This is a genomic window from Domibacillus sp. 8LH (genome assembly GCF_038806185.1).
Lineage (GTDB): Bacteria > Bacillota > Bacilli > Bacillales > Domibacillaceae > Domibacillus > Domibacillus indicus_A.
The window spans coordinates 45626-69693 of record NZ_JAVJNG010000022.1 but is presented as its reverse complement, the minus strand read 5'-3'; the positions used below and the strand labels follow the sequence as shown (position 1 = coordinate 69693).

Here is a 24068-nt window from a genome sequence, read left to right as displayed (position 1 = left end):
CAAAGAATATGGCATGAAGGGCAGCCACTCTCGCAAAGGAAACTGCCTGGATAATGCCTGTATCGAATCCTTTTTTTCGCATCTCAAAACAGAAAAGTTGTATCTTCATCAGTGTAAGACAGAACAGGAATTAGATCAAGCGATCCAAGACTACATGTACTACTACAACTATCAGCGTTTCCAGAAAAAATTAAACCAGCGCGCCCCGATCGAGTATCGAAGCGCACTGGTGGCATAGTCTTTTTTATACTTGTCTACTTGACGGGGGTATGACCAATGCTTGGGCTTTTTTTGTCTGCTTATTCTACTGCTTTCGTTGCAGGAAGACCTGCTGTGTGTACAAATGAAGAATCCGCATTTGTACTTGAAGTTGTCTTCACAGCTGTGAAATCAAACGCTGCTTTTGCTTCAGATTCAAAGTCTTCAATGATCACTGTACCTTTTTTGCCAGTTAATGATACGTTTGTATGATTGATCACGAAAGTTTTACGGTCAGTTGAGAGAGAATAAGAAGCAGGCTCAAATTCCTCCACACTTCCATCGCTGTACTGAACGCTGAAATACAGGCCTGCTGCTACATCATCTTTTGTATATTCTGCCGGCACCGCTTCTGTCAGATTAATTTTCGTTTGTGTAGCTGAAGTTACCTGTACACTTGCCACCAATGGGAAATATGAATTTTCTACAACGAAGAGATATGTTCCATATAATAAATTGGCAAATTCGCCGCGCGTGATATTTAAGTTCGTGCCGTATGATGTGCTCGTCTTGCCTGATGTAACCCCTGTTCCGTAAAGAGCTTCAACATAAGGCTTGAATACGCCGCCAACATCCGTAAAAGGTGTCTGCTCTGCATAATCCTCCAGTTCAAATGCGGTCACAAGGAATTTAGCCATTGCACCGCGGCTGAGAGACAATTCCGGTTTGAATTCCGTTTTGGTTACACCCGAAATCACTCCGATTTCAGCAAGTGCGTTAACCGATCCTTTTACACGAGTATTTAAATCTTTAAATCCAGCGTCTGGTGCGCTTTCTGTATCAAGCATCAGCATATTCGCTAAAATAACCGCCGCATCGCCCCGTGTTAACGTTTGGCTCGTACCGAACTTTGTAGCCGAAACTCCATTGACTACTTCAATCTCATATAAAAAGCTGACCGCTTCATCGTACCGGCTTCCTACATCCGTAAAAGGATGGCTGGATTCCGCCGCGCTCGCTGGAACGGCTAAACTAGAAATCGCTACTGTAGTGGCTGTGGCAGCCGTAAATAAAGAAAGTTTTTTCAAAGGGGTATCTCCTATTCTGCAAATTTATTAAAATGATTCTAGCACTTTCCAAAAATACAGTAAATAGGTAGAGAGACAGATAATATTGTATGAGTATCCTTAAGTTGGATAATCTACGTCAACTCTGCGAATATAATGGAATTAACTGCATTTACAGTAAATATAATCTTCCGCGTTTATCATTTTCCATAATAAATAGGAAACCCTATTTGTATCTAATCTAAATCGCTCCCACACCAAGGACAATATTGAATTGCAATAACCGAGCTGCCGCCGTCGTGAATAATGATTCCAAACGCCCTGCCATCCTTATCACAGTAGACAAGCTGATCAGGACAGTCGAAGGGATTTTCATGAACATTACATTTAAAAGAAGCATGATACTTCATGTCTTCACAGCAATAGGTTTTCATTTGCTCCACATCCTATTTTTTAATTAAACTGTAAGATTGTTTCCTGTCATTTTCTATACATATTTTTGTTGTTTTATCCTCTACGAAAAAAGCACCTGGAAGCTCCAGGCGCTTTTTATTTTCTATATTATTAGTTCCCGCTTTTAAGTTTTTCAGGCTGCTCTTTAGATAAAAACCAGCCGCCTAAAGCAATCAGAACCATCACGGACCAGAAAATCGTTTTCCAAATAGGTCCTTCAACGAAATCATGAGAAATGAGATGTACAGCCGGGTGTGCAAGGGTATGCATCAACAGCTTGACCCCAACCCAGCCTACCAGCACCATTGCCGCCGTTTCAAGGCTTGGACGCTTAACAAGTAACTCCACGAAAAACCCGGCTGCAAATTTAATGACGATCAGGCCAGCAAGCGCTCCGAGAACAATGACAATAAACTTGGCACCATCCATACCGCCAATAGCACCGATCGGTGTATCTGGCAAGGCCAAAACCAGCGCTACGGCTGCTAAAATCGAATCGATCGCAAAGGCAATATCCGCTAACGCAATTTGTGCAACTGTTGCGCGGTAGCTTTTCACTTTCGCTTCTTTTTCTTCTCCCTTATTCTTTTTAAGCAGGTGTTTTAAAGCAATAAAAATTAAATAAGCGGCCCCGATAGCTTGTACCTGCCAAACATGGAAAAGAAACGAAATAAGAAAAATCGCTCCAATCCTGAATACAAAAGCTAACATCAGCCCTATATTAATCGCTTTTTTCTGCTGCTCTGCCGGCAGGTTTTTAGCCATGACTGCTAAAACCAGGGCGTTATCAGCCGATAGAACACCTTCTAGAAGGATTAAAACAATTAAAATCCATCCATACTCTAACAACAAAGACGTGTCCATAATTCCCTCCCTATAATAACCTATGAAAATAGTTTAAACACTTTTAAATTTTAGTATAAAACACATTATTTGTGAAATGGTTCACGGAAAATTTTCCACATAAATATACATACCCTTTTAATATGACCGACCGAGAAAGCATTAAACCTGAGACAGATACTTTTCACACATTGTTCATTTATTGAATAGCAGGATTGTGCCTGTTCCCCATATAGCAAACGAACTGCCAAGCAAAAAGATCTACCCTTTTATCCGCTTGATTCAGCATAAACGGATCAAGGACAAGCACTTTTTTCTCGTGTTTGTAATACGCTAAACTGATTATTAAAAAACAAAAATGGGAGGGTCGAGGATGCAGCGTTTTTACACAGTCCGACCTGGGGACACGCTTTATCAGCTCGCAAGGCGATGGCAGCTGCCGCTTGAGTCCCTAATTGCTGCCAGCCACTTAAAGGCGCCTTATACGATTTATGTCGGGCAGCAGCTTTCTGTTCCTCCTGGTGTTGATATGGTTCGCGTTGAGCCGGGGGATACCGTTTTCGGCATTGCTCAATTTTTCGGCGTTCCGCAATCGTTAATTATTGAAGCCAATCAGCTTCGCCCTCCTTATACGATTCAAGTCGGGCAGTTGCTACAAGTCCCCCAGGGTGCCCCTTATTATGTTGTGCAGCCTGGAGATACGCTATTTGACATCGCCAGGCGGTTTAACGTGGTAACAGGAGGACGCATTAATACAGAGCTGATCCGAAAAGCTAATCAACTTCCGTCTGATAGACTGATGCCTGGTGTAAAGCTGTTCATTCCCTATGCCCCTCCCGGCGACGGAGGCTTTATTGCCTACACATCCAACCGTGGAGGAATGTACGACATATGGCTTTACAATCTGACCAACGGGGAAAATGTACAAGTGACCACAGGGCTGGGAGAATCTTTTTCGGCTCCCTTCTGGTCCCCCGACAGTTCAAAAATTGCTTTTGTTGGAAAAAATAACATCCTTTATATTATTCATTTAATGGAGAGGACTGTTTCTCGAATTGATCAATTCGAAGAGGGGCTGGGTATTTACCTTAATTGGTCCCCTGACAGCCAAACATTAGCGTATACAAACCAAAATCAAATCATCCTTTACTCTCTCTCCACCCATCAACCTCAAAAAATAAACGAGCCTGGCGCGACAGATGTTCAATGGTTTGCAGGCGGAACCGAACTGCTGTTTCAAGCGCCGGATGCATCGGGAACGAGCCAGCTTTACCGTATAAGAAGCGACGGCTCACGTAAACACCAAATTACCCAAAACACTGGCGGACCGCTTCACAATGTACGCCTTTCTCCTGATGAAGCATACGTCTTATTCACTACTCCTGGTGTTAGTATCTCTCTGATTTATACGCTGGAACTCTCTACAGGCAGAATATTTGAAATAAAAGGCGGACCGCTTGCGAAAAACTATTTTCCGGTATGGTCCCCTGATTCATCAACGATTGCTTACAGTGCTACTGCCTTTGAAGAAGCCGGGTATTTTTCATTAGTTCGAACGTCTGGAAAACAAGGGGAAAACGATCGGACAAAAGCTCTTTCTAATTGCTTTGCCACTCCTGTCACATGGTCTCCAAACGGCCGAAAAGTTGCTTATCTGTCAGGATGCAGCACTGAGGAAATCGCGGATGAGATGTGGGTGGTAGATATCCAGCACCCCGTTCCAATCCAGCTTGTAAGAGGGGCTTTTATTACCGCTTTACAATGGTCTCCTGCGCCACGTTTGCCGCTGACAAAAACATTTATGAATTCTGCTTATCGTGTGCAATTTCAATACCCATCCCATTGGAAAAAAGTAAGCGATGAGCGGTATGAAGGCCCAGACGGTTTCTTTCAAATATCCGCTATTGCTTCAGAGGAAGCGATTCATGAAGTCTGCCGTAACGAAGCCTTTCACCCGTTACAGCCATACGGCTCCGCGCCTAGAATCATTCATACAAAAATCCAGCAGCAGGAAGCCTGCTTGATTTTCCCATCAGAGGACCAGCCTCCGGAAATGAATGGGCAGGCCGCTTTGATTGTCCGCTATCCAAAGCCGGTGCAGATTGAAGGAACGACTTACAACTATTTTATTCTCTGGGCTGATCAGCAGCATGTAAATCAATTAAGTACGTCCCTTCGATTTCTATAAAAAATAAAGGAGCGAGTCCAAATGGTTTGGACTCGCTCCTTTTCTTTTTTGCATTCTGTTTTTAAATAGTCATTTGCTTTTTTTCTTTTGAAACGGCATCTGCTGACCGTGAGTTTTTTTTCAAAAAGAAAGAGCCGACAACTAACACCGCGATCAACAGTGTCAAGAAGAACTGGGATCGAAGAGAATCAATAAATGCCATTGCGATAAAAATAGCCGAAATCGCTATAATAGTCGCGTACGTCAAATACGGAAACAGCCACATTCTGATGCGCAGCGCGCCTGGGTTTTCTTTCTCATATTTTCGTCTCAAGCGCAGCTGTGAAAAAGCAATAACAAGATAAACAAGCAGCGCTACTCCCCCGGAAGCGTTTACTAAGAAAAGAAAGATTTTGTCCGGAGACAGATAATTGAATGCCACACTGATATAGGAAATAACGGTACAGCCTAAGATCGCCTGAACGGGCACACCTTTTTTATTAATTTTTAAGAACATGCGAGGCGCGTCTCCGTTTTGCGCCATCGTAAGCAGCATCCGTGAACTTGTATAAAGGCCGGAATTCAAGCAGGAAAGCACAGCAGTGAGTACGATAAAGTTCATAATTTGTGCTGCAGCTGGAATATTGACCATTTCCAGTACAGATACAAACGGACTTTTCAAAAGATCCTGGGAATTCCACGGAAGAAGCGTTACCAGTACAAGAATAGAGCCAAGATAAAAAATGAGAATGCGGTAAATGACACTATTGGTAGCTACAGTAATCGCTTTTTCCGGATCCGGCGTCTCTCCTGCAGCTGTCGCAACAATTTCGCTTCCCATAAATGAAAACATTACAAGGGTAATGCCTAGGAAAATAGCACTGATTCCATTCGGGAAAAAGCCGCCGTGGTGCATAAGATTAGATGTACCCGGTGATTCAACGCCTGGGAAAAACCCAAAGATAATGGCTCCCCCGAGAATTAAAAATAGCCCAATACTGACCACTTTGATTAATGAGAACCAATACTCAAATTCTCCAAACGATTTAACAGAGTACAAGTTTGTCAATGTTAACAAGAAAGTCAGGATTAAACTGACGGACCAGCTTGGCAAAGACGGAAACCAATATTGAATAATGTTTGCACCGGCAATGGCTTCAACAGCGATTACGATTACCCAGAAAAACCAATACAGCCAGCCGATTGTATAGCCTGCCCAGGGACCAAGTGCTTCTCTAGCATAGGTCGCAAACGAGCCGCTTGATGGGTTGACCATCGACATTTCTCCCAGCATGCGCATAACTAAAATAACAAGCAGGCCTGCCAGGGCGTAAGAAAAGATTGAAGCAGGGCCTGCCATATTAATAAGTGAGCCGCTTCCTACAAACAATCCGGCTCCAATAATTCCACCTAAAGAAATCATGGTGATATGCCGAATCTTTAAATCTTTCTTTAACTCTGTTGGTGAATGGTTCATCTTCTCACTCTCCTTGAAATATAGAAACAGATGGTAAAAATACGTAAGCGCTTTCTTTCTTAGTTCAGCCATTCCCTTTGATCTTTTAATTTAGCAAACGATGAAATTTTGGAAAGACTGAGGACGGTTTAAACAAATCCGCTAAACTAATTTTAAACAATTCTGTTAAATAAAATCAAGTTTAAACAAATCTGTTTAACTTGTTACTATGATTATAAATAAATTTCTTTCGTTGTAAAGCCATATCGTCATATTTTCTGACAAAGAAATTGCTCATTTGGTTTTTACCTATACAACAAAGGGCTTTATTCCCATTTCCCTCCCCCCTATTCCATGCAGATATTTCCTGAATATAACCCGCCGACGCTTATACGTTCCGCATAAAAAGTGATCAACCCATGAACGTTCGACCAGTTTATGGTAGAATACGATTAAATATCAATTTCTTCCTGCTTCCTTTTAGCTATTTTTTCCTTATTGTTTCTTGGAAGCTGACGAAATCATTCGGCCAAAAAAGCAGGAAGTACGGAAGTACGGTTTAAAAATAAAAGATGCGGTGTTGTTTTTTCGGCATCGAATTATAGGAGTTTGCACAATGGAGGTTACCCTTCTTTTTGGCACAGGTGCCATGACACTTATTTTTGCAGCAGCTTATGTAAAAAACAGGTTTTTAAAACCCGCCAAACCACTTCTTATTTATTCTCTTTTATCACTCGTGCTGTTTGTCGTTCTTTGTGTATACAACTTCAATTTGTATAAAGACGACATCAGCCAAGCCGTTTCTTCCTTCGAACAAGCAGAGCCTGAGAAAGCCATCCAGGAAGAACAGCCCAAAGAAGCAACAGAGCCTGAGCAAAAACAGGCGAGTGTGAGCACAGAAGCGAATGTAACAGAAAAAATTCTGGATGCCCCTTTAATCAATCAAATGCCTGAACTGCCGCGAGGATGCGAAGTGACGAGTCTTGCTATGCTGCTTCAGGATGCGGGTGTAAACGCGGATAAGATGACGCTTGCCAAAGAAATTAAAAGAGACCCTACACCGATGACAAAGCAAAATGGAAAAACCTATTTTGGCAACCCCCATACGGGTTTTGTCGGTAACATGTATTCCTTTGAAACACCGGGATACGGCGTGTATAATGAGCCGATTTTCGAATTGGCTGAGCGCTATCTTCCTGGCAAAGTAGAAAACATCACCGGGGAAAGCTTTGATAGTATCATCAACAAAATCAAAGACGACAAAACGGTCTGGATCATTACGAACGCTACATTCAACGTGTTAGGAGAAGAAGAGTTTAGGACGTGGGAAACACCAGATGGACCGGTGAAAATTACGTATAGAGAGCACTCTGTACTGGTGACAGGCTTTGATGAAAACTATATTTATTTTAATGACCCGCTGACAGGAATCAAAAACAATAAATCAAACAAAGCCGCTTTTATTGCTGCGTGGGAACAAATGGGGAAACAAGCGATCAGCTTAAAGTAAAACAAATACTGAACCCCTCAAGCACAGGGAGATGTCCATTTTGTGCTTGAGGGGTTTTCTGTACGGTTCTTCCCAAGATTGAAACAGGTGTTTGTTCACCAGCTAAATAAGGCGTATACAAGAGATCTCCCGCCTTCAGCAAAGTGAAGTTTTATTATTTTGACACTCCCACGGCTAAAGCAAGTGGGATTCTAAACCCCACGAAGATCAAGGTCAGCGGCACATTACTCATGCATAAAAAAAGCAGATGGTCTTACTATATATCGCTGTTTCTTATCTGCTTATTGATCGGCTTTTGTTTGAGTATTGGCTCAACAGCCTATCTCATTGTTTTTGATACATTTGGCGGGCCGGTTCATTCGGTGCATGTGCTTCTTGGCTTTTTAGCGCACTTCGGCTTGTCCACATTGTCCATTGTGCTTTGGGCGCTTTTTATACGGGGGATCATCAAAAAAGGGAAAATACGTGGTGGGGCGTTCTTTCTGTTTTAATTGGATCCATTTTCATAGTTACGTTAAACAACTCGGTTGTACATACAAAAGGCCTTATCTGGCTGATGCTGCCACTTCAACTTTCTTTGGATATCAGTTACGGCTGTTCCTCCCCTTGTTTACTGGCAGTTTGGGTGGATTTTTCTTTATACTTTGTTCGTTTCAGGCCTTTTTTTTGGAATTATAAAGAAAAACAGGCACCTTAATGACCTGGCCCAGCCCAGTAGATGGGAGAATCGAAACCGTCCAGCCAGAATTATACTTCCTTCGGCAGCTTCATTCCCCCAAAGTGAAACTCTACTTCAAATTTCTGCTCAGCCAGCCGCAAAAGATGCAGGTAACCGGCATCTTGAAAAGGAACAATACCGGATTTTTTTAGCTCAGTTCCTAAACAGCCGAGGCTGGCCAGCACATCATTTTCCCTTATCTTAGGATAATGATCTTTTCGTTCAATTCTGTAACTGGACGGCTTTTGGTTTAATAATTCTTCATTAATAATGATAAGTGCTTCATCGATTGTAATATTCATTTTACTCTGCTCCTATAAAGAAAATATAAAGCGCTTTCTCTGCATTATATCCACTTTTCAGCTCTTTTATTGCTTGTTCTTCTTATATTCTTTTGTAACTCCTCCATTTTTTTGATCCATTTATACAAAAATGTTTGTGAAAATGTGACAAAGTTATGAACAAAAGAAAATCGGGACAAAATATAAAGGCAGTGACATCACAAAGAAAGGAAAAGATGTTATGAACCATTCCAAACAAAACCCGGGCCTTTACGATGTAGCCTCCCTTTTAACTTTTGCTGGATTGTCTCTTTTAGTCAGCTTGTATGTGTGTCTGCAGCAGCCTGATATATATGCTTATATCCTGCCTGTTTTTGCAGTTTTGCTCCTGTCTTCTGTCCATTCCTTTAACCGTCATCATAAAGAATTCGGCAAAAAAGAAGCACAAATGAATGAACGTGCCGCCTTTTACAAGGGGTGCATGATTATGTATTTCGCTTTTTCTCTTTACTTGTTGAGTATCAGCTTTATCTTTTTTACCATTTACTCTTATGGAGGATATATGGTTGTTTGGTCCTGTGCTCCGCTTTCTCTGCTTTGTTTCTTTATGTCCTTGAAGGCAGAAAAAGGATTGACCCATATGTCAACAGACAACACGCCGATCCAGACGGATGCAGTGTAAGTAATCAAAGTGCCATTTAATCAAAATTCCTGATAATGTTACATCTTATGTAAAACAAAAAGAGTCCATTTTGAAAAGGACTGATCAAAATGGATTCTCCTATTTTGAAAAATAGCCGTGACATCATACATACAAGAACCAGAGCAGTTGGACTCGCTTCTGTACTGGTTTTATAATTTTTTCAAAATCACCCAACGCGCCCAAGAAATTCCTGCAGCATGGCGATGGCAGCGTATTTGAGAGACCGTTCGCTTTTTCCTTTACCAGATATCAGGAATTTAATTAGTAGAATACGTCCGCTTTTTCAAAATAAAAGAAAACGAGGTTCACTAGGAAAAAAGTGGGGTTTTAACGCATAAAAAAGTAAAAATTGTTTACGCTTTTATCCCCCGGGTATAAGTTGAGCACAACCACTAAAGGAGGTGTTTACCTTGGAACACGTAAAAGCGATTTTGATCAAATTTGTCATGATTGCGGTTGTTTTGGGCATCGTTCTTACTGGTATTTATGATGGTGAATTCGGGGATACACTTCTGATTAGTCTTGTGCTCACCATCGTAGCCTATATCCTTGGCGATCTGCTTCTGTTCCGCAGAACCGGTGACAATCATGGACCGAGCTCAGACTACGTAAAACGCAATACGATCGCAACAGTATCAGACGCTGTGTTAGCTTTTCTAGTCGTCTGGCTAATGGGAAAAGCTCTTTTCATTAACGATGGTGATGTGTTGTCAGCTGCTTTTCTTTCAGCACTCATTATTGCAGCGGGTGAATGGTTCTTCCATAAATACTTGGATGACCATGTCTTCCGTGAAAAACATTCGCACTATGAAGCTTAATCCGCTAAAAGCAGCATAGAAAAGCCCCGGATTTTTTATCCGGGGCTTTTCTTCGGTTATTTTTCAGCTGCTTCTAAAAAACTTTTTAGAGTTTGAAGGTTTACTGAGATTAGTGGCAATTAAATATCATATACTTCTTTTCGAGCCAAAAGGAGTTTTTTAGTTATAGGATGCTATATGACTTCTAACCTCTATATCCAGTTAACTCCCCTATACCCGTTAGCATAATTTTAGTTCCGCTAGAGTCCGGGTCAAAGTCTGAAACGAACGCAGTTCCTTTAAATTCATCATTTTCACTGCTTTTGAGTTTAAAATCAATGTATCCTTTTTCTTCTAATATCGAATCGTCGAATATTTTATGATTCTTGACATTTGATAATTTAACTTCCCATCTTTGTCTTTCACTGCCTTTATAAACGTGTAAAGTACCCCCGTCAAACTCAACCATTTCCCCGGTCTCTCTTATCACAATGTTCTTTAAGTCATACCTTTTTTCGTAAAAGCCCATTGTTTATCCAACTCCTTTTAGTTTTATTCAAGAAACAGGTTTTATTTTCCTTCCCTCTTGGCTAGGATTTCTTAAATATGATTGTTGCTCTTGAATGGAACCATATTAAAAGATTTGTTCATTTTTAACCCTATTTAGTCTTTTACAAAAATGGTTGATTCAACCAAAATATGGGTAACAAAAGAAAGGTAAGAAAATAAAGGGAAAAACCCATATCTAAAAGGAGGATTCATTATGTTCCGCCATCAAAAAGAACTTCAGTTCGAGGTAAAAGTTGAACGTCCAGATCCAATGCTTGCCCGCCAGATTCAAGAGGTGCTCGGCGGCCAGTTTGGAGAAATGACTGTCATGATGCAATATCTCTTTCAAGGGTTTAACTGCCGTGGAGAAGAAAAATATAAGGATATGCTGATGGATATCGGTACAGAAGAAATCGGCCATGTCGAAATGCTTTGTGCTCTAATCAGCCAGCTTCTAGACGGGGCATCGCCAGAAGCACAGGCCGAAGCAGCGGAAGATCCAGCCATTGCTGCTATCATGGGCGGCATTAACCCGCAGCATCTGCTTGTCAGCGGACTGGGCGGCCTGCCGACCAATTCAAACGGTGTGCCGTGGAACGGAAACTATATTGTAGCGAGCGGCAACCTGCTGGCTGATATGCGCTCCAACCTGCACGCTGAATCTCAAGGGCGCCTGCAGGTTGCACGCCTTTACCATATGACAAAAGATGAGGGTGTTCGTACCGTATTCCGGAAAATGCTGGCACGCGACCGTTATCATCAATATCAGTGGATGGCTGCTATCCAAGAACTTGAAGAGAAAAATGGCGTAGTGGTGCCTGCCTCATTCCCTGCTGAGGCGGAGCAGGAAGCACAGCTTCATGCTTATGAATTCTGGGATCTTTCAGAAGGAACGGCTTCTTCTACAGGTCTGTGGGCCACAGGAAGTGCACCGGATGGAACAGGAGATTATGTCTATCTGGCAAATCCATCTCCAAAAGGGCAAATCCCTAATCCGGAGATTCCTTCCCCAGCTCTCCATCACGATCTAGATGCTAAAAAAGTTTCTTCTAAATGACAGAATGACACAGAGTGCAGACAAGCAGGCTGATTGAAAACGCCTGCCTTTCCAGGAACGCAGCTGGATGGAAAGCGGAGTGACCTTTTTAGGGCCATGAGCATTCACAACCGGCAAGTGACACCGAAAGCGGGCGTTTGTCAACAGCCTGACAAAAGGTACTAATCTTTAGTACCTTTTGTTTTTCATTTTATCTTCTTGTTTTATAAGAGTAACAAGTTTAATTGATGAACAAGCAGGAGATCTTATGCCCAAACTTTTGTACCTTTAAACAAGAAGTTGAGAGCAAGCACCTAGATAAGCAATAAAACGCTCTAGTATTCTGGATTAATGTCCGTTAAGCAAAGATAAGCAACGGCTTTTTATCTGCTGGTTCCACAGATCCCGGCATTCAGGAGATAATGTTTCTATTTCATAAAAAAAAGCACCCTATAGGATGCCTAACCAATGACTGTTTTGCATTTAGGGCAATAATGCTCCCAATAAGAACCATCTTCTGTTACTCTTTCATCCAATTCTGTTTCCTCAAACTGGCCTTCCCATTTGCAGCTTGGGCATTTCAAGATGTCTAATTCAGCCATCATATTCACCTCAAGGTTATTATGCGAAGTTAGATAAATTTAATCCATTCTTTGAACAACTTCCTGTACCAGGCTACACCCTATTTGACTTTTCAGTAATTTGTAGATTCATCTACTTGTATTCAACCGCAGGGAAATTTCTTACTTAGCTTTTCTGCTCTATTTACCAGCTTATCTTTCAATTCGTCAGGTCTTAAATTGTGGTTTTTCACTAATGCACTAGTGCAATTTTAATTGTTTCCCACCCTGATCTCCTTCTATTCGTTTACGATCACTTCTGCTGATTTTTTGAGCAGGAAAAAGCTGCTCATTTAAAAGGAATAGATCCCTCCAGCTGATACTACTAATGTAAATGCATGGATAACAGAAAAAGGATTTATTTTCCTTATCGAAAACGTAAACAATATAGGATTCGTTAGAAAAGGTAAATTCCTTAAACAATGGATTTTACCTTTTCTGTGAAAAATCCATTATACATCGTCCTTTTTCGCTGGCAGCTAAATAAGCTGTTCAGCTTTTTCATTTAGCCGTGACTGAAAAAGCAAGCGGGTATAAGGATGAACGAAGCTATGGTGACTCCCTGGTTGAACCGTTTCAACAATCTCTCCTTCGTACATGACCATGATGCGGTCGCAAAGCTGCTCGGCCGATTGAAGGTCATGCGTAATAAATAAGAAGGCGATTTGCTGCTGTGTTTGAACCTGCTTCAGCATACGAACAATCGCGTTTTGTGAAGGCGGGTCAAGGCTCGCGATTGATTCATCAAAAATGATTAAATCCGGCCGGGCGGCTAATGCTTTCGCGATACAAACCCGCTGCTTCTGTCCCCCGCTCAGCCCATGCGGATATCGAGACAAAAAAGAAGCATCAAGGCCCACTAAATCGAGCAGTTCCCTGCATGCCGCTAAACGGCCTTCTTTATCAAAAGAATGAAAGTTCCGTAAAGGCTCTTCCAGTACCTCCCTTACACACATACCCGGATATAAAGAAGAAGAGGAATCCTGAAGAACAAGCTGAGCATGCTTGTATAAATATGTGTCTTTCCCTCTTCTGCCAACCGGCTGTCCTTTTACTTTGATTTGCCCCAATGTAGGAAATTCCATATTCATAATCAGCTTGGCCAGCGTGCTTTTTCCGCAGCCGCTTTCGCCCACAAGCCCTATACTTTCTCCTTTTGCAATGGAGAAGCTGACTCCATGAACCGCTTTAAACGAAGCGGCTGGCTTAAACAGCCCTCTCCGCTTCGTGTATTCCTTTGTGACATTTTGAAGTTCAAGAATCATATATGTACCAGCCCTTCTTCCTTCATCTGCAAGACCCGGTCAGCAAATCGGCTTACACTATCGTGATCATGGGAAATAAGCAAAATTGTCAGCCCTAATTCGGCTTGAAGCTTTTTAAAAAGCCTTAATACCTTTTCCCGATTAATGACATCGAGCGCGGTAGTCGGTTCATCGGCAATTAAAAGTTTAGGCTCTAGGCTCAGCATCATAGCCAGCAGCACACGCTGGCGCATGCCTCCGCTGAGTTCAAACGGATAAGCAGATAAAATGGCTTCCGGCTCCGTAAAACCGACTTGTGTTAAAAGTGAATGCAGACAGGCAGCAGCTTCTTTTTTAGACCGCTTTTTTGTTTGGTTCAGCGTCTCGACCATTTGCTTTTTTACCGTACGAATCGGATTTAACCCGTTAAGCGAGTGCTGGATCAAAAGCGCAATTTTCCGGCCGCGCAGCTGCTGCCAGCCTGCTTCGTCATTGCACATAATAGGCTGTCCTTTATAATAAATGCGTCCACTGGTGACCATACAGCTCTTTTCGAGCATCCCAGCCAGTGCATGAGCGGTTACACTTTTTCCACAGCCGCTCGGTCCCGTTAAAGCGACCATCTCTCCCCTGTACAGCTCGAATGACACATCTCGAACAAGCGGTTTAGCCTGCCTGCCCTCAAGGCTGGAAATCTCTATGTTTTCGACTTTCAATAAAGGTTGTTCCATACTGCTTATCAAATCCTCTTTAAAGTGGTGAACAATCTATTTGAATACAATTGCTTTAAATTAATATGTATCCATCTATTTTACATGATCGCAAACCGAATGAAAAATATGATGTAAGAAACCACTGATACCGACAGCTTTGTTGAACCCTTTTTTAACACGGACAACAAAAAAAGCATGATTCCTAGCAGGAATCATGCTTTTAATTTAAGGGTTGGATGCTGCAGATGCTACATTTAAATGGGTAAACGCAGCGACGTTACATTTATATTGCCTTATTTTTTCTGACGCTTATTAACAGTCATTTTGTACCGTAAAGAGAACACCAGCTTTTCATTCATCTTGATCCCAATCATGTTGATCGCTTCTTTTTAAACTAAATTATATGCCCAGTGATTTCCTGTACAGATGAGCTAATTCAAAAAATAAAATAGTGAATACCCATAAAAAATGCCTCAGATTCTATCATCCAAGGCATTTCTAATAGAATAAAACCCATTGAGTGTTTTATTCCTTTATTCTCTATTTTTAAATATAATAAAACGTCCTTTATATCAAAAGGTTAGCCCCTCTTCTTCCTCTCTCTTCTCTAAAAGCAAACAATGCTCCCTAGATTGAGCACCATTCCATGTAAAACGGCTCTTTCCTTTAAAAAATAGTAATAGCTGAATAGACGAGTAACAAACACATGATTATATTTATAATTTTATCGTATTTGGCAAATAGCTTTTTAAAAGCCGAGCCAAATGCAGCCCATAATAACAATGCCGCACAGCCTATTCCTATGGTGACACACATGAAAAAGAATGCAGATGCGTTCGAATTATGATAAGGCAGGATGAATGTGGACATGGCTGTTAAAAAATACAAGATACTTTTGACATTGAGAATTTGAAAAAATAAACCTGAAAAAAAAGAAGATTGGCTGTGCGTCTCCTGCTCTTTGCTTTTTTTAGAAAAACCAATTTTCCATGCTAGATACAATAAATACGCCGCACCGACCACTTTAAAGTAAGGCTCTATCATGGGTAGCCACTGGTAAAGACTTGTCGTTAACAATGACGTTACGATTCCAAGAATAATAAAACCCGAAATAATACCAATATTGAACGGTATGGATCCTTTCAATCCAAACCTTCTTGCTTCATTCATGACCAAAATGTTACTCGGTCCCGGAGTAATAGACGTGATGATAACATAGGAAAGGAATGCTGTCATATTCATTTTGGTTTGTCTCTCCTCTCGATAAAAAAGTTGAATACGTTTCGTGATTCATTGTAGTATAGGTCTATCTATCGGTAAAATTGAAATTACAAATAATCATCATCATTTTTTTAAATAATAAGAGGAGCGTTTCCCTAATGGAAATAAGACAATTTATCACTTTTCGAACTATTGTCGATGTTGGAAGCTACACAAATGCTGCTTTAAAATTGGGCTATACTCAGTCAACCATTACATCCCATATTAAAGCACTGGAAAAAGAAATGGGCGGGGAATTATTCACTTACATCAAGCGCGATTTAAAATTAACCTCCCTGGGAAAAGAATTAATTCCTTTAGCGGATGAATTGTTAGATACATATAATCGCATCGCTCAGATAAAGAGCGACCACAAAGTAAGTGGAGAATTAAAAATTGCAGCGCCTGAGTCATTAACGATTTCCAGACTAGGACCTATTCTAAGAGAATATACAACGAAGTATCCAGACGTTAATATTATATTGAGCAACGGAACCTGCGGACAAAATCAAAAAGACCTGATGAGCGGGCATGTCGATATCGCGTTTATGGTCTGGCCGCAGTTAGAAGCAGCGGATTGTATTCACCATCAGCTGCATAAAGAAGAAATTGTGTTAGTGACCAGTCCGAACAAAAACCATCACTTCGATGATTATAAAAATAAAGAAACGACTGATTACTTTATCACAAATGAAGACGGATGCAGTTATCGTTCGATGTTTGAGACGCATCTGGCTAATCATAAAATAACCAAATTTCAAACAATGGAATTATGGAGCCTGGAAGCCATAAAGCAAACTGTCATGAGCGGTTTAGGGTTTTCTGTCCTGCCTTACGTCACGGTAAAAAACGAAATTGAAAAAGGGTTATTAATTATGATTGAACACAATGAACAATTCGAGCCTATCTACTCGCACTTGCTCATTAAAGCAAAAAAGTGGCAATCTCCCGCGGTTGAAAAGTTTATTGAATTAACATTAGAATCTATTTAATAACCCGCGCTGAAGCGAATTATTTATTCCTCATATGTAAACAGGATAAAAGCAATCAAATCAAGAACCCCCTTGCTGAGCAAGGGGGTTCTTGATTGATATAAGGCAGTATTCATTGATTTTTTAATCATGAACTTTCATTACCAGTCCAATTGATTTAAAAATGCATACACGTCTTCGTAAACTTTCTCTTTCTCCTTACCCAACATAATAATATGGCCCGATTGTTCATACCATTTTATTTGTTTTTCTTTCGTTGCTGCGTTTTCGTAAATCACTTCAGCACTCTCTTTGTACAGGGGATCATCCAGTGATCCCTGTAACACAAAAATCGGTGAAGTAATCAAGTTGATTTGTTTGCCCGTTTGGAGTATAAGCTGTTGCAGGCTTGTTAAAGACTGCATAGGCGTTTGTGCTAACCTCTTCATCTCTTCAGTAATTTGTTCCTCTTCTTTGCCTTCCAGCTTCTTGTATCCCCTGGCATAATGGAGAACCCGCTTAAATAAGTCATCTACATTCTTCGCCTTAACAGGTGCACACATGGACACAACCCCTATTACAGGAAGTTCAATTCCCACTTTTAAAGAGAAAACCCCGCCAAGCGAAACACCCGCCACGGCAATGTCATCGTATCCTTCTTTTCTGAGGAAATGGTAGCCGTCTAGTACATCCTGCCACCAATCCGCTGGACCCGTTTGGATCAGTTCTTCAGGATCTTGTCCGTGCCCCTTATATAAAGGAGCGTGACACGTAAAACCGCGTTCTTGTAAATACTTTTCCAGCTTTCTTACATCAATCGTACTTCCTGTAAACCCGTGCAATAAAAGAACTGCTTTATTTCCACCACGGCAGGTAAAAGACTTAGGTGCAACAACTTTCATTCTTTCCTTCCAACCAAAAATGGCATGATCATCCATTTCATTTCCGAATTATTTCTATACATTTATCGATACCTATTCTCTTTATTATACAAGTGAAGTTATAAACAGATAATACCTATTAATCATATGTTTTATGCATATTAACCATTAGAAGTTACCTGGATCAACCAGTGAGGTCTTTTACTAGATTGGCACCTATATATCAGTAAATTTTTCTTACTTTTTCAGTTTAGTCCGTATTCAGATCCGGCGTCTCCACGTATAATAAAAAATTGTACTGAAAAGAAAACTATTTTAGAGCTGAATCTTTTGGAGGAAAAGAATTGAGGCAAAAGAAGATAATTATCCCTCTGCTCCTCTTGATCTTATTAGGGTACGGTATGTACTGGGCATTTTTTGACATGGGCCGTTTACCAAAAGGAGACTTCATTTCAGAAGCAGATTCTCCAAATGGAGACTATACCGTTAAAGCCTACGTTTCCAGTGGAGGAGCCACTACTGATTTTGCGGTTCGTGGTGAATTACATTTTAATAAAGAAAACAAAAAGCCAAAAAATATTTACTGGAATTATCATGAGCAACAAGCCGTGATGAAATGGCTGGATCAGGATACAGTCGTTATTAACGGCCATCGGCTGGATGTCCCTTATGATGTATTTAATTTTCGGAAAAATTGAAAAAGCACCTTGATCCCTAAATCAAAAGAAAAGCCCATACCATTTAACGTATGGGCCCCTTTCTTATATTTTTATGATTTAAATGGATGAAAGAACTGCCTCGCCAGAATAAACAATCTCCGACAAGATTTTGCATCCTTTCACTTCTTTAAATGTCTTGTCCGCTTCCGTCTTCGTTTCAAATTCATACATACAAATCCTGTTTTCCGTCCACACTGTTATGACCCACATAGGAAACGTCCTCTCTTTTTCTTTTTTAAACCCAGCCGCGGAACGTTGAAGCTTCTGCTACACGTCTGATTCCGACCATATAAGCAGCCAGGCGCATATCAACCTGTAAAGATTTTGACGTTTGATAAATATTTTCAAATGATGAAACCATCACTTTTTGGAGCTTTTCCATGACTTCTTCCTCTGTCCAATAGTAGCCTTGATTATTTTGAACCCACTCAAAGTAAGAAACCGTCACCCCGCCCGAACTCGCCAGTATATCTGGTACAAGCAGCACATTGCGTTCACTTAATATTTTGGTAGCTTCCAGCGTAGTCGGACCGTTCGCTGCTTCCACTACAACGGATGCTTTAATTCTGTCTGCATTTTCTTCCGTAATTTGATTTGAAATAGCAGCGGGAACTAGGATATCACAGTCCAGCTCCAGCAGCTCTTGGTTGGTGATCGTGTCTTCAAAAAGATTGGTGATATTGCCAAAACTGTCCCGGCGGTCCAGCAAATACGGAATATCCAGCCCGTCCGGCTCATAAATGCCACCGAACACATCGGAAACGCCAATAATTTTTGCGCCTTCTGCATGCAGGAATTTAGCCAAGAAGCTGCCGGCATTCCCAAACCCTTGTATAACCACACGGGCACCTTTTAATTCAATCCCCTTTTTCTTTAAAGCTTCTTCGATACAAATCATAACCCCTTGGGCAGTCGCTGTTTCTCTTCCATGTGACCCTCCGAGTACAAGAGGCTTTCCTGTAATAAATCCAGGTGAATCAAATTCACGGATGTGGCTGTATTCATCAAGCATCCAGGCCATAATCTGTGAATTTGTGTAAACGTCTGGAGCTGGAATATCTTTGGACGGACCTACAATCTGGCTGATGGCTCGTACGTATCCGCGGCTTAATTGTTCAAGCTCTCTCATTGACATTTGCTGCGGATCGCAGATAATACCGCCTTTTCCTCCTCCATAAGGAAGGTTCGTAATACCGCACTTTAACGTCATCCATACGGATAACGCTTTTACTTCTTCTTCTGTCACATGAGGATGAAAGCGGACGCCTCCCTTTGTAGGTCCGACCGCATCATTGTGCTGCGCACGGTAACCGGTAAATACTTTTACTTCTCCGTTATCCATTCTTACCGGAATCCGAACAGTCATCATCCGCATTGGCTCTTTTAGCAGCTCATATAAAGATTCTGAGTATCCTAACTCTGTAAGCGCTTGATGAATAATTTCTTGTGTTGACCGGAATAAGCTGACGTTCTCTTTTTTCTTTTGTTCTTTAGGAATTGGTGCTGTTTTTTTAATAATAGCCATGTTCTCACCTCATAGTAGTTTGTTTTGTTTTAAATACGTGTCTGTTTAACGAGTGCCTTTCTTTGTGCCAAATCACTGAAGAAAGCGCAAACCGGATCTATGTTTCATCTGCTTCCCTGCGCAAAATCTTTTGTGGGATGATAACCGCTTTGATTGAGCATGATAAATGACTCCCGCTTTAGAGTTTGATTTTCACAATTTTGAAATCGCTTCCAATAGTACGTCAAGAAAGTCTCCCGTACAGCCAAACCTCTTTAGCTGTCGTTAGCTTCTATATGTTTTTGTCTCTGTTATTACAATAAGCTGGCGGATCAGCTGCTAACTGTTTTTTCCCAGCTATGCTCTTTCCATTTAGAGCCGATCATTCCATACTCCATTTTTAAAATCTTGTCTGCTTTCCCGTCAAAGTAAACGGTCAGCCATTTTTGATACTTGGCCAGCCTATAATACGTTTTATTGGAGAAGGTAATAGAATTTGGCGCGTACAGTTTATACGTTAAGTCGGTAAAGCCTTCTTCCGCAATATGAATCTCGTCAATTTCCTGTACAATATCAGCGTTTTCTTCGAAGCAGCGTTTCATTTCTTGAAAACTTGAGCAGTTCTTGATCATTGCAGTGTCTTTTTCTCCTCAAATGTATTAATTGCATTCTTTTGCTTGAATCAGTCCCAAGGATGGTCAGTGGTAATAAAAACGGTTAATTCTTTACTTTTTTGCTTTCTTTCTTTTCTCATTCTGGCACGCTCAGCAGCACTTTCATTCAATCTTTTTTCTTCTTCTGTTTCAGGAATCACCTTCGGAACGGGTGTCGGTTTTTTATGCTGGTCCAGCGCCACAAAGTTTAATAATGCGGTCGCTGCGATTTTTCTTTCCCCGCTTTTCAAGTCTTCTGTAATGATTTTTACAAATACCTCCATCGAGGATACGCCGGTCCACGATACATAAGATTCAAAACAAACCGAGTCGGTTGTTTGAATCGGATTCCAAAAATCAATTGAATCGGCCGATGCTGTTACACAGTCTCTCCGGCTGTGGCGTGCTGCGGATGTGGAGGCAACTTGATCCAAATGATTCATTAACCGGCCGCCAAACAGTGTATTATGATTATTCACATCACTGGGAAATACTCTTGTTGTTCGTATAACCTTTGACTCCCTGCAATACTTTGCACCCATGCTTCTTTTCCTCGTTCCTTCTTCTCTTATTCTTATTTAGTGATGAGATCTTCACATGCATCAATTACCTTATGACATAGAATTCTATCGGATTTTATAAATGGGGAGCCGCTTATAAAATGTTATTTTTTCATAAGCGGCTCAAAACAAGCCTTCCTTATTTCTGAAGCTTATCCTTAAGCAAATACCTGCTTGATCTTGTCAATGGCCCAGTCTAATTCTTCTCTGGAAATGACCAAAGGAGGTGCAAAGCGGATTACGGTTTCGTGTGTTTCTTTACACAACAGCCCTTTTTCCTTCAACTGTTCGCAGTATGGACGGGCAGGTTCATTCAGTTCCATTCCAATAAACAGTCCGCGTCCTCTTACCTCTTTAATAGAAGGATGATCGATGCTGGAAAGCTGCCCTTTCAAATAATTGCCCAGCTCTTCTGAACGCTGTACAAGCTGTTCTTCTTCAATCACATCAAGTGAAGCGGTGGATACCGCACAAGCAAGCGGATTGCCTCCAAATGTCGAGCCATGAGATCCGGCATTGAAAACACCTAAAATACCAGCGTTAGCGACCACACAAGAAATCGGGAATACTCCGCCCCCCAGTGCTTTTCCAAGAATCAGCATATCCGGATCTACATCTTCCCACTCACAAGCAAACAGACGGCCTGTCCGTCCCAGTCCTACCTGGATTTCATCAGCAATAAATAGAACATTGTTCTCTCTGCATAAAGCAGCTGCTTCCTTTAAAAATCCTGCCGGTGGCACAATAATTCCTGCTTCTCCTTGAATCGGCTCTATGATAAAAGCAGCTGTCTGCGGCGTAATTGCTGCTTTAAGTGCTTCAAGATCGCCGTATGGAATCAGCTTCATGCCAGGAAGCATCGGACCAAACCCTCTTTGATATTCTGCTTCTGAAGAAAGAGAAACCGCTGCCATTGTACGGCCATGGAAGTTTCCAATGCACGCAATAATTTCAGCCTGGTTGTCTGCAATCCCTTTGACTTCATAACCCCAGCGGCGGGCAGCCTTGATCGCTGTTTCTAGAGCTTCTGCCCCTGTGTTCATCGGAAGAGCCATTTCCTTTCTCGTCAGCGTGCAGATTTTTTCATACCAAGGCCCGAGCTGGTCATTGTGAAAAGCACGTGAAGTCAGGGTAACCCGGTCTGCCTGGTCTTTCAGCGCCTGAATGATTTTCGGATGGCGATGTCCCTGATTCACCGCGGAGTACGCACTCAGCATATCCATATAACGGCTGCCTTCCGGGTCTTTTACCCAAACGCCTTCCGCCTTTGAAACGACGATCGGCAGCGGATGATAGTTATGGGCGCCAAATTCTTCTGTTTGCTGAATCACTTTTTCTGAATGTGTCATCGATACTGTCATGTTAGTTCCTCCTATTAGTTGTTTGATTCAATTCGAAAAACTGCATCTGTACACCAGCCGGATATACAGATGCTTTTTTACTTAAAATGTTTCCGAGATCGTTTTTCCCTGCATATGCAGCAGTAAATAATCCGGGCTGCCTGCTTTAGAGTCTGTACCCGACATATTGAAACCTCCAAATGGCTGGTAGCCGACAATAGCACCCGTACAGCCCCGGTTAAAATACAGGTTCCCTACATGAAATTCTTTTTCGGCACGCTCAAGGTGATAAGGGTTCTTGGAAAGCAGTGCACCCGTTAAGCCGTATTCTGTGTTGTTTCCAATCGCAAGCAGGTGGTCAAAATCATCCGCTTTGCAAAAAGCCACTACAGGACCGAAAATTTCTTCCTGCATCAGTCTGTCTTTTTCTTTTACATCCGCAAAAATCGTTGGCTGAATAAAATAGCCTTCTGTTTGATCTCCTTCACCGCCGGCCACAAGGCGACCTTCCTGCTTGCCAATTTCGATGTATTCCATAATTTTATTGTATGCTCTCTCATCAATTACAGGGCCCATATATGTACCGCTCTCTTCAGGGCTGCCCAGTGTCAGATTTTTTGTTAAAGTAACCGCTTTTTCAAGCACTTCGTCATACACATCCTGGTGTACAACTGCCCGGGAGCCGGCTGAGCATTTCTGGCCGGAGAATCCGAAAGCAGAATACACGATCGAAGAAGCTGCCAAGTCTAGGTCCGCATCTTTATCCACGAGTATGGTATCTTTTCCGCCCATTTCAGCAATGACACGCTTTAACCAGATTTGTCCTGGGTGTACTTTCGCAGCCCGTTCATAAATCCGGCATCCAACTTCACGGGAGCCTGTAAAAGAAACAAAGCGTGTTTTAGGGTGGTCAACAAGATAGTCGCCGATTTCTGCTCCACTGCCCGGCACATAATTTAAAACGCCTGCCGGCAATCCTGCTTGTTCCATCACTTCTACAAACTTTGCAGCGATAACCGGAGTAGAGGCAGCTGGTTTTAATAGAACCGTATTTCCTGTCACAAGAGCAGCTACGACGGTGCCAGCCATAATCGCAAGCGGAAAGTTAAACGGCGAGATTACGACCCCAACACCTAACGGAATATATGAAAATTTATTGTTCTCACCAGGACGGCTTTCTACCGGCGCGCCATTTTTCAGTTCAATCATTTGGCGGGCGTAATATTCTAAAAAGTCGATGGCTTCTGCTGTATCTGCGTCGGCTTCTTTCCATGGCTTTCCTGCCTCTTTCACAAGGTAGCTGGAGAATTCATGCTTGCAACGGCGAATGATCGCCGCTGCGCGGAACAGGATATGGGCACGAAATTCCGGGTCTGTTGTTTTCCATTTTTCAAAGGCTTGCAGTGCTGCCTGTATCGCTTGTTCTGCACGCTCTTTATCCGCTAACGAAATCGTTCCAATCACTTCTTCTTTTTTGGCTGGATTGATAGAAACAGCTTTTTTATCCGAAGTGATTTTCTCTTCCCCGATCACAAGTGGGTATTCTTTTCCAAGCTGTGTATTTACATAGGCAAGCGCCTCTTTAAATGCCTGCTTGTTTTCTTCTCTTGAAAAATCCGTAAATGGTTCATGTTTGTACGTAATCACCACGATGTGTCCCTCCAATAAGTTTTTTTCACTATCACCCAATCTATTGCAATATCCGTGCCAACTTGAAAAAGCTAATTTCTTTGCGTTTTTCCCTGAGGCTTTTTGTTTAAAGCGCAAATTTTTTTTGCGAAAAGCAAAAAATAAAATTATTTTGTATTCATCGAAAAAGTCTTCA

The 24068-nt window shown here is 41.6% G+C and carries 25 protein-coding genes; 9 read left to right on the top strand and 16 right to left on the bottom strand.

Going from position 1 to position 24068, the window contains the following annotated elements:
- On the top strand, positions 1–238 hold a 238-nt coding region (locus tag RG959_RS19125), incomplete at its 5' end, for an IS3 family transposase (protein WP_342798491.1).
- Positions 239–299: 61 nt separating this feature from the next.
- Here RG959_RS19125 and RG959_RS19120 read toward each other — a convergent pair.
- The 3 genes from RG959_RS19120 to RG959_RS19115 all read right to left on the bottom strand — a co-directional run bounded on the left by RG959_RS19120 (position 300) and on the right by RG959_RS19115 (position 2582).
- Complete coding sequence (locus tag RG959_RS19120) at positions 300–1286, bottom strand: S-layer homology domain-containing protein (protein WP_342798490.1); 987 nt, start codon at positions 1284–1286, stop codon at positions 300–302.
- A 215-nt stretch (positions 1287–1501) separates the two neighbouring features.
- Positions 1502–1699, bottom strand: a complete 198-nt coding sequence (locus RG959_RS25630; protein WP_483298905.1) for a DUF6980 family protein — start codon at positions 1697–1699, stop codon at positions 1502–1504.
- Between the two features lie 130 nt (positions 1700–1829).
- On the bottom strand, positions 1830–2582 hold the full coding sequence (locus tag RG959_RS19115) for a TerC family protein (protein ID WP_342798489.1): 753 nt from the start codon (positions 2580–2582) through the stop codon (positions 1830–1832).
- Between the two features lie 352 nt (positions 2583–2934).
- On the opposite strand from RG959_RS19115, the gene RG959_RS19110 reads away from it, so the two are divergent.
- Positions 2935–4749: a LysM peptidoglycan-binding domain-containing protein gene (locus RG959_RS19110; RefSeq protein ID WP_342798488.1), complete on the top strand. Its 1815-nt coding sequence runs from the start codon at positions 2935–2937 to the stop codon at positions 4747–4749.
- 61 nt (positions 4750–4810) lie between these two features.
- Here RG959_RS19110 and RG959_RS19105 read toward each other — a convergent pair whose 3' ends face one another.
- Positions 4811–6205 carry an amino acid permease gene (locus RG959_RS19105; protein ID WP_342798487.1) on the bottom strand — a complete coding sequence of 465 codons (1395 nt, stop codon included), beginning with the start codon at positions 6203–6205 and terminating at the stop codon, positions 4811–4813.
- A gap of 595 nt (positions 6206–6800) precedes the next feature.
- On the opposite strand from RG959_RS19105, the gene RG959_RS19100 reads away from it, so the two are divergent.
- Together RG959_RS19100 and RG959_RS19095 are read left to right on the top strand one after the other, a co-directional pair.
- Complete coding sequence (locus RG959_RS19100; RefSeq protein ID WP_342798486.1) at positions 6801–7694, top strand: C39 family peptidase; 894 nt, start codon at positions 6801–6803, stop codon at positions 7692–7694.
- Between the two features lie 230 nt (positions 7695–7924).
- A complete protein-coding gene (locus RG959_RS19095; RefSeq protein ID WP_342798485.1) occupies positions 7925–8185 on the top strand; it encodes a hypothetical protein in 261 nt (86 codons plus the stop codon).
- 256 nt (positions 8186–8441) lie between these two features.
- On the opposite strand, the gene RG959_RS19090 is transcribed toward RG959_RS19095, so the two are convergent.
- Positions 8442–8714 carry a hypothetical protein gene (locus tag RG959_RS19090; RefSeq protein WP_315691142.1) on the bottom strand — a complete coding sequence of 91 codons (273 nt, stop codon included), beginning with the start codon at positions 8712–8714 and terminating at the stop codon, positions 8442–8444.
- A gap of 220 nt (positions 8715–8934) precedes the next feature.
- Between RG959_RS19090 and RG959_RS19085 the strand changes: the two genes are divergently transcribed.
- Complete coding sequence (locus tag RG959_RS19085; protein ID WP_342798484.1) at positions 8935–9375, top strand: hypothetical protein; 441 nt, start codon at positions 8935–8937, stop codon at positions 9373–9375.
- 431 nt (positions 9376–9806) lie between these two features.
- On the top strand, positions 9807–10214 hold the full coding sequence (locus RG959_RS19080; protein WP_315691143.1) for a YndM family protein: 408 nt from the start codon (positions 9807–9809) through the stop codon (positions 10212–10214).
- Between the two features lie 184 nt (positions 10215–10398).
- Here RG959_RS19080 and RG959_RS19075 read toward each other — a convergent pair whose 3' ends face one another.
- On the bottom strand, positions 10399–10722 hold the full coding sequence (locus RG959_RS19075) for a hypothetical protein (RefSeq protein WP_342798483.1): 324 nt from the start codon (positions 10720–10722) through the stop codon (positions 10399–10401).
- A 234-nt stretch (positions 10723–10956) separates the two neighbouring features.
- Here RG959_RS19075 and RG959_RS19070 point away from each other — a divergent pair, with 234 nt between their 5' ends.
- Positions 10957–11799 (top strand): manganese catalase, encoded by an 843-nt coding sequence (locus tag RG959_RS19070; protein ID WP_342798482.1) that lies wholly within the window; start codon positions 10957–10959, stop codon positions 11797–11799.
- Positions 11800–12239: 440 nt separating this feature from the next.
- On the opposite strand, the gene RG959_RS19065 is transcribed toward RG959_RS19070, so the two are convergent.
- The 4 genes from RG959_RS19065 to RG959_RS19050 all read right to left on the bottom strand — a co-directional run bounded on the left by RG959_RS19065 (position 12240) and on the right by RG959_RS19050 (position 15597).
- Positions 12240–12380, bottom strand: coding sequence for a hypothetical protein (locus RG959_RS19065; RefSeq protein ID WP_242236026.1), 141 nt, complete (start codon positions 12378–12380; stop codon positions 12240–12242).
- A 497-nt stretch (positions 12381–12877) separates the two neighbouring features.
- Positions 12878–13663 (bottom strand): ABC transporter ATP-binding protein, encoded by a 786-nt coding sequence (locus tag RG959_RS19060; RefSeq protein ID WP_342798481.1) that lies wholly within the window; start codon positions 13661–13663, stop codon positions 12878–12880.
- On the bottom strand, positions 13660–14373 hold the full coding sequence (locus tag RG959_RS19055) for an ATP-binding cassette domain-containing protein (protein WP_342798480.1): 714 nt from the start codon (positions 14371–14373) through the stop codon (positions 13660–13662). The genes RG959_RS19060 and RG959_RS19055 overlap by 4 nt, the downstream gene beginning before the upstream one ends.
- A gap of 648 nt (positions 14374–15021) precedes the next feature.
- Entirely contained in the window at positions 15022–15597 is a 576-nt protein-coding gene (locus RG959_RS19050; RefSeq protein WP_342798479.1) for a LysE family transporter, read from the bottom strand.
- Positions 15598–15734: 137 nt separating this feature from the next.
- On the opposite strand from RG959_RS19050, the gene RG959_RS19045 reads away from it, so the two are divergent.
- On the top strand, positions 15735–16607 hold the full coding sequence (locus RG959_RS19045) for a LysR family transcriptional regulator (RefSeq protein WP_342798478.1): 873 nt from the start codon (positions 15735–15737) through the stop codon (positions 16605–16607).
- Between the two features lie 140 nt (positions 16608–16747).
- Here the strand turns inward: RG959_RS19045 and RG959_RS19040 are convergent, their stop codons facing one another.
- On the bottom strand, positions 16748–17488 hold the full coding sequence (locus RG959_RS19040; protein WP_342798477.1) for an alpha/beta hydrolase: 741 nt from the start codon (positions 17486–17488) through the stop codon (positions 16748–16750).
- A gap of 323 nt (positions 17489–17811) precedes the next feature.
- Between RG959_RS19040 and RG959_RS19035 the strand changes: the two genes are divergently transcribed.
- The gene (locus RG959_RS19035; RefSeq protein WP_342798476.1) at positions 17812–18165 is read left to right on the top strand and encodes a DUF5412 domain-containing protein; all 354 of its coding nucleotides are present in this window, start codon (positions 17812–17814) and stop codon (positions 18163–18165) included.
- A 256-nt stretch (positions 18166–18421) separates the two neighbouring features.
- Here RG959_RS19035 and RG959_RS19030 read toward each other — a convergent pair whose 3' ends face one another.
- The 5 genes from RG959_RS19030 to pruA form a co-directional block, all read right to left on the bottom strand.
- Positions 18422–19711: a Glu/Leu/Phe/Val family dehydrogenase gene (locus RG959_RS19030; protein ID WP_342798475.1), complete on the bottom strand. Its 1290-nt coding sequence runs from the start codon at positions 19709–19711 to the stop codon at positions 18422–18424.
- Between the two features lie 311 nt (positions 19712–20022).
- Positions 20023–20322, bottom strand: coding sequence for a hypothetical protein (locus tag RG959_RS19025; RefSeq protein ID WP_342798474.1), 300 nt, complete (start codon positions 20320–20322; stop codon positions 20023–20025).
- A gap of 50 nt (positions 20323–20372) precedes the next feature.
- Positions 20373–20885 carry an acyl-CoA thioesterase gene (locus RG959_RS19020; RefSeq protein WP_342798473.1) on the bottom strand — a complete coding sequence of 171 codons (513 nt, stop codon included), beginning with the start codon at positions 20883–20885 and terminating at the stop codon, positions 20373–20375.
- A 176-nt stretch (positions 20886–21061) separates the two neighbouring features.
- Entirely contained in the window at positions 21062–22252 is a 1191-nt protein-coding gene (locus RG959_RS19015) for an ornithine--oxo-acid transaminase (protein ID WP_342798496.1), read from the bottom strand.
- 93 nt (positions 22253–22345) lie between these two features.
- Positions 22346–23893 carry an L-glutamate gamma-semialdehyde dehydrogenase gene (gene pruA, locus RG959_RS19010; protein WP_342798472.1) on the bottom strand — a complete coding sequence of 516 codons (1548 nt, stop codon included), beginning with the start codon at positions 23891–23893 and terminating at the stop codon, positions 22346–22348.
- Positions 23894–24068: the final 175 nt, after the last annotated feature.

Excerpts from the sequence above, each read along its gene's own strand:
- RG959_RS25630 (WP_483298905.1), bottom strand. The coding sequence starts at position 1,699 with ATGAAAACCTATTGCTGTGAAGACATGAAGTATCATGCTTCTTTTAAA.
- RG959_RS19115 (WP_342798489.1), bottom strand. The coding sequence starts at position 2,582 with ATGGACACGTCTTTGTTGTTAGAGTATGGATGGATTTTAATTGTTTTA.
- RG959_RS19110 (WP_342798488.1), top strand. The coding sequence starts at position 2,935 with ATGCAGCGTTTTTACACAGTCCGACCTGGGGACACGCTTTATCAGCTC.
- RG959_RS19105 (WP_342798487.1), bottom strand. The coding sequence starts at position 6,205 with ATGAACCATTCACCAACAGAGTTAAAGAAAGATTTAAAGATTCGGCAT.
- RG959_RS19100 (WP_342798486.1), top strand. The coding sequence starts at position 6,801 with ATGGAGGTTACCCTTCTTTTTGGCACAGGTGCCATGACACTTATTTTT.
- RG959_RS19095 (WP_342798485.1), top strand. The coding sequence starts at position 7,925 with ATGCATAAAAAAAGCAGATGGTCTTACTATATATCGCTGTTTCTTATC.
- RG959_RS19090 (WP_315691142.1), bottom strand. The coding sequence starts at position 8,714 with ATGAATATTACAATCGATGAAGCACTTATCATTATTAATGAAGAATTA.
- RG959_RS19085 (WP_342798484.1), top strand. The coding sequence starts at position 8,935 with ATGAACCATTCCAAACAAAACCCGGGCCTTTACGATGTAGCCTCCCTT.
- RG959_RS19075 (WP_342798483.1), bottom strand. The coding sequence starts at position 10,722 with ATGGGCTTTTACGAAAAAAGGTATGACTTAAAGAACATTGTGATAAGA.
- RG959_RS19070 (WP_342798482.1), top strand. The coding sequence starts at position 10,957 with ATGTTCCGCCATCAAAAAGAACTTCAGTTCGAGGTAAAAGTTGAACGT.
- RG959_RS19065 (WP_242236026.1), bottom strand. The coding sequence starts at position 12,380 with ATGGCTGAATTAGACATCTTGAAATGCCCAAGCTGCAAATGGGAAGGC.
- RG959_RS19060 (WP_342798481.1), bottom strand. The coding sequence starts at position 13,663 with ATGATTCTTGAACTTCAAAATGTCACAAAGGAATACACGAAGCGGAGA.
- RG959_RS19055 (WP_342798480.1), bottom strand. The coding sequence starts at position 14,373 with ATGGAACAACCTTTATTGAAAGTCGAAAACATAGAGATTTCCAGCCTT.
- RG959_RS19050 (WP_342798479.1), bottom strand. The coding sequence starts at position 15,597 with ATGAATATGACAGCATTCCTTTCCTATGTTATCATCACGTCTATTACT.
- RG959_RS19045 (WP_342798478.1), top strand. The coding sequence starts at position 15,735 with ATGGAAATAAGACAATTTATCACTTTTCGAACTATTGTCGATGTTGGA.
- RG959_RS19040 (WP_342798477.1), bottom strand. The coding sequence starts at position 17,488 with ATGAAAGTTGTTGCACCTAAGTCTTTTACCTGCCGTGGTGGAAATAAA.
- RG959_RS19030 (WP_342798475.1), bottom strand. The coding sequence starts at position 19,711 with ATGGCTATTATTAAAAAAACAGCACCAATTCCTAAAGAACAAAAGAAA.
- RG959_RS19025 (WP_342798474.1), bottom strand. The coding sequence starts at position 20,322 with ATGATCAAGAACTGCTCAAGTTTTCAAGAAATGAAACGCTGCTTCGAA.
- RG959_RS19020 (WP_342798473.1), bottom strand. The coding sequence starts at position 20,885 with ATGGGTGCAAAGTATTGCAGGGAGTCAAAGGTTATACGAACAACAAGA.
- RG959_RS19015 (WP_342798496.1), bottom strand. The coding sequence starts at position 22,252 with ATGACACATTCAGAAAAAGTGATTCAGCAAACAGAAGAATTTGGCGCC.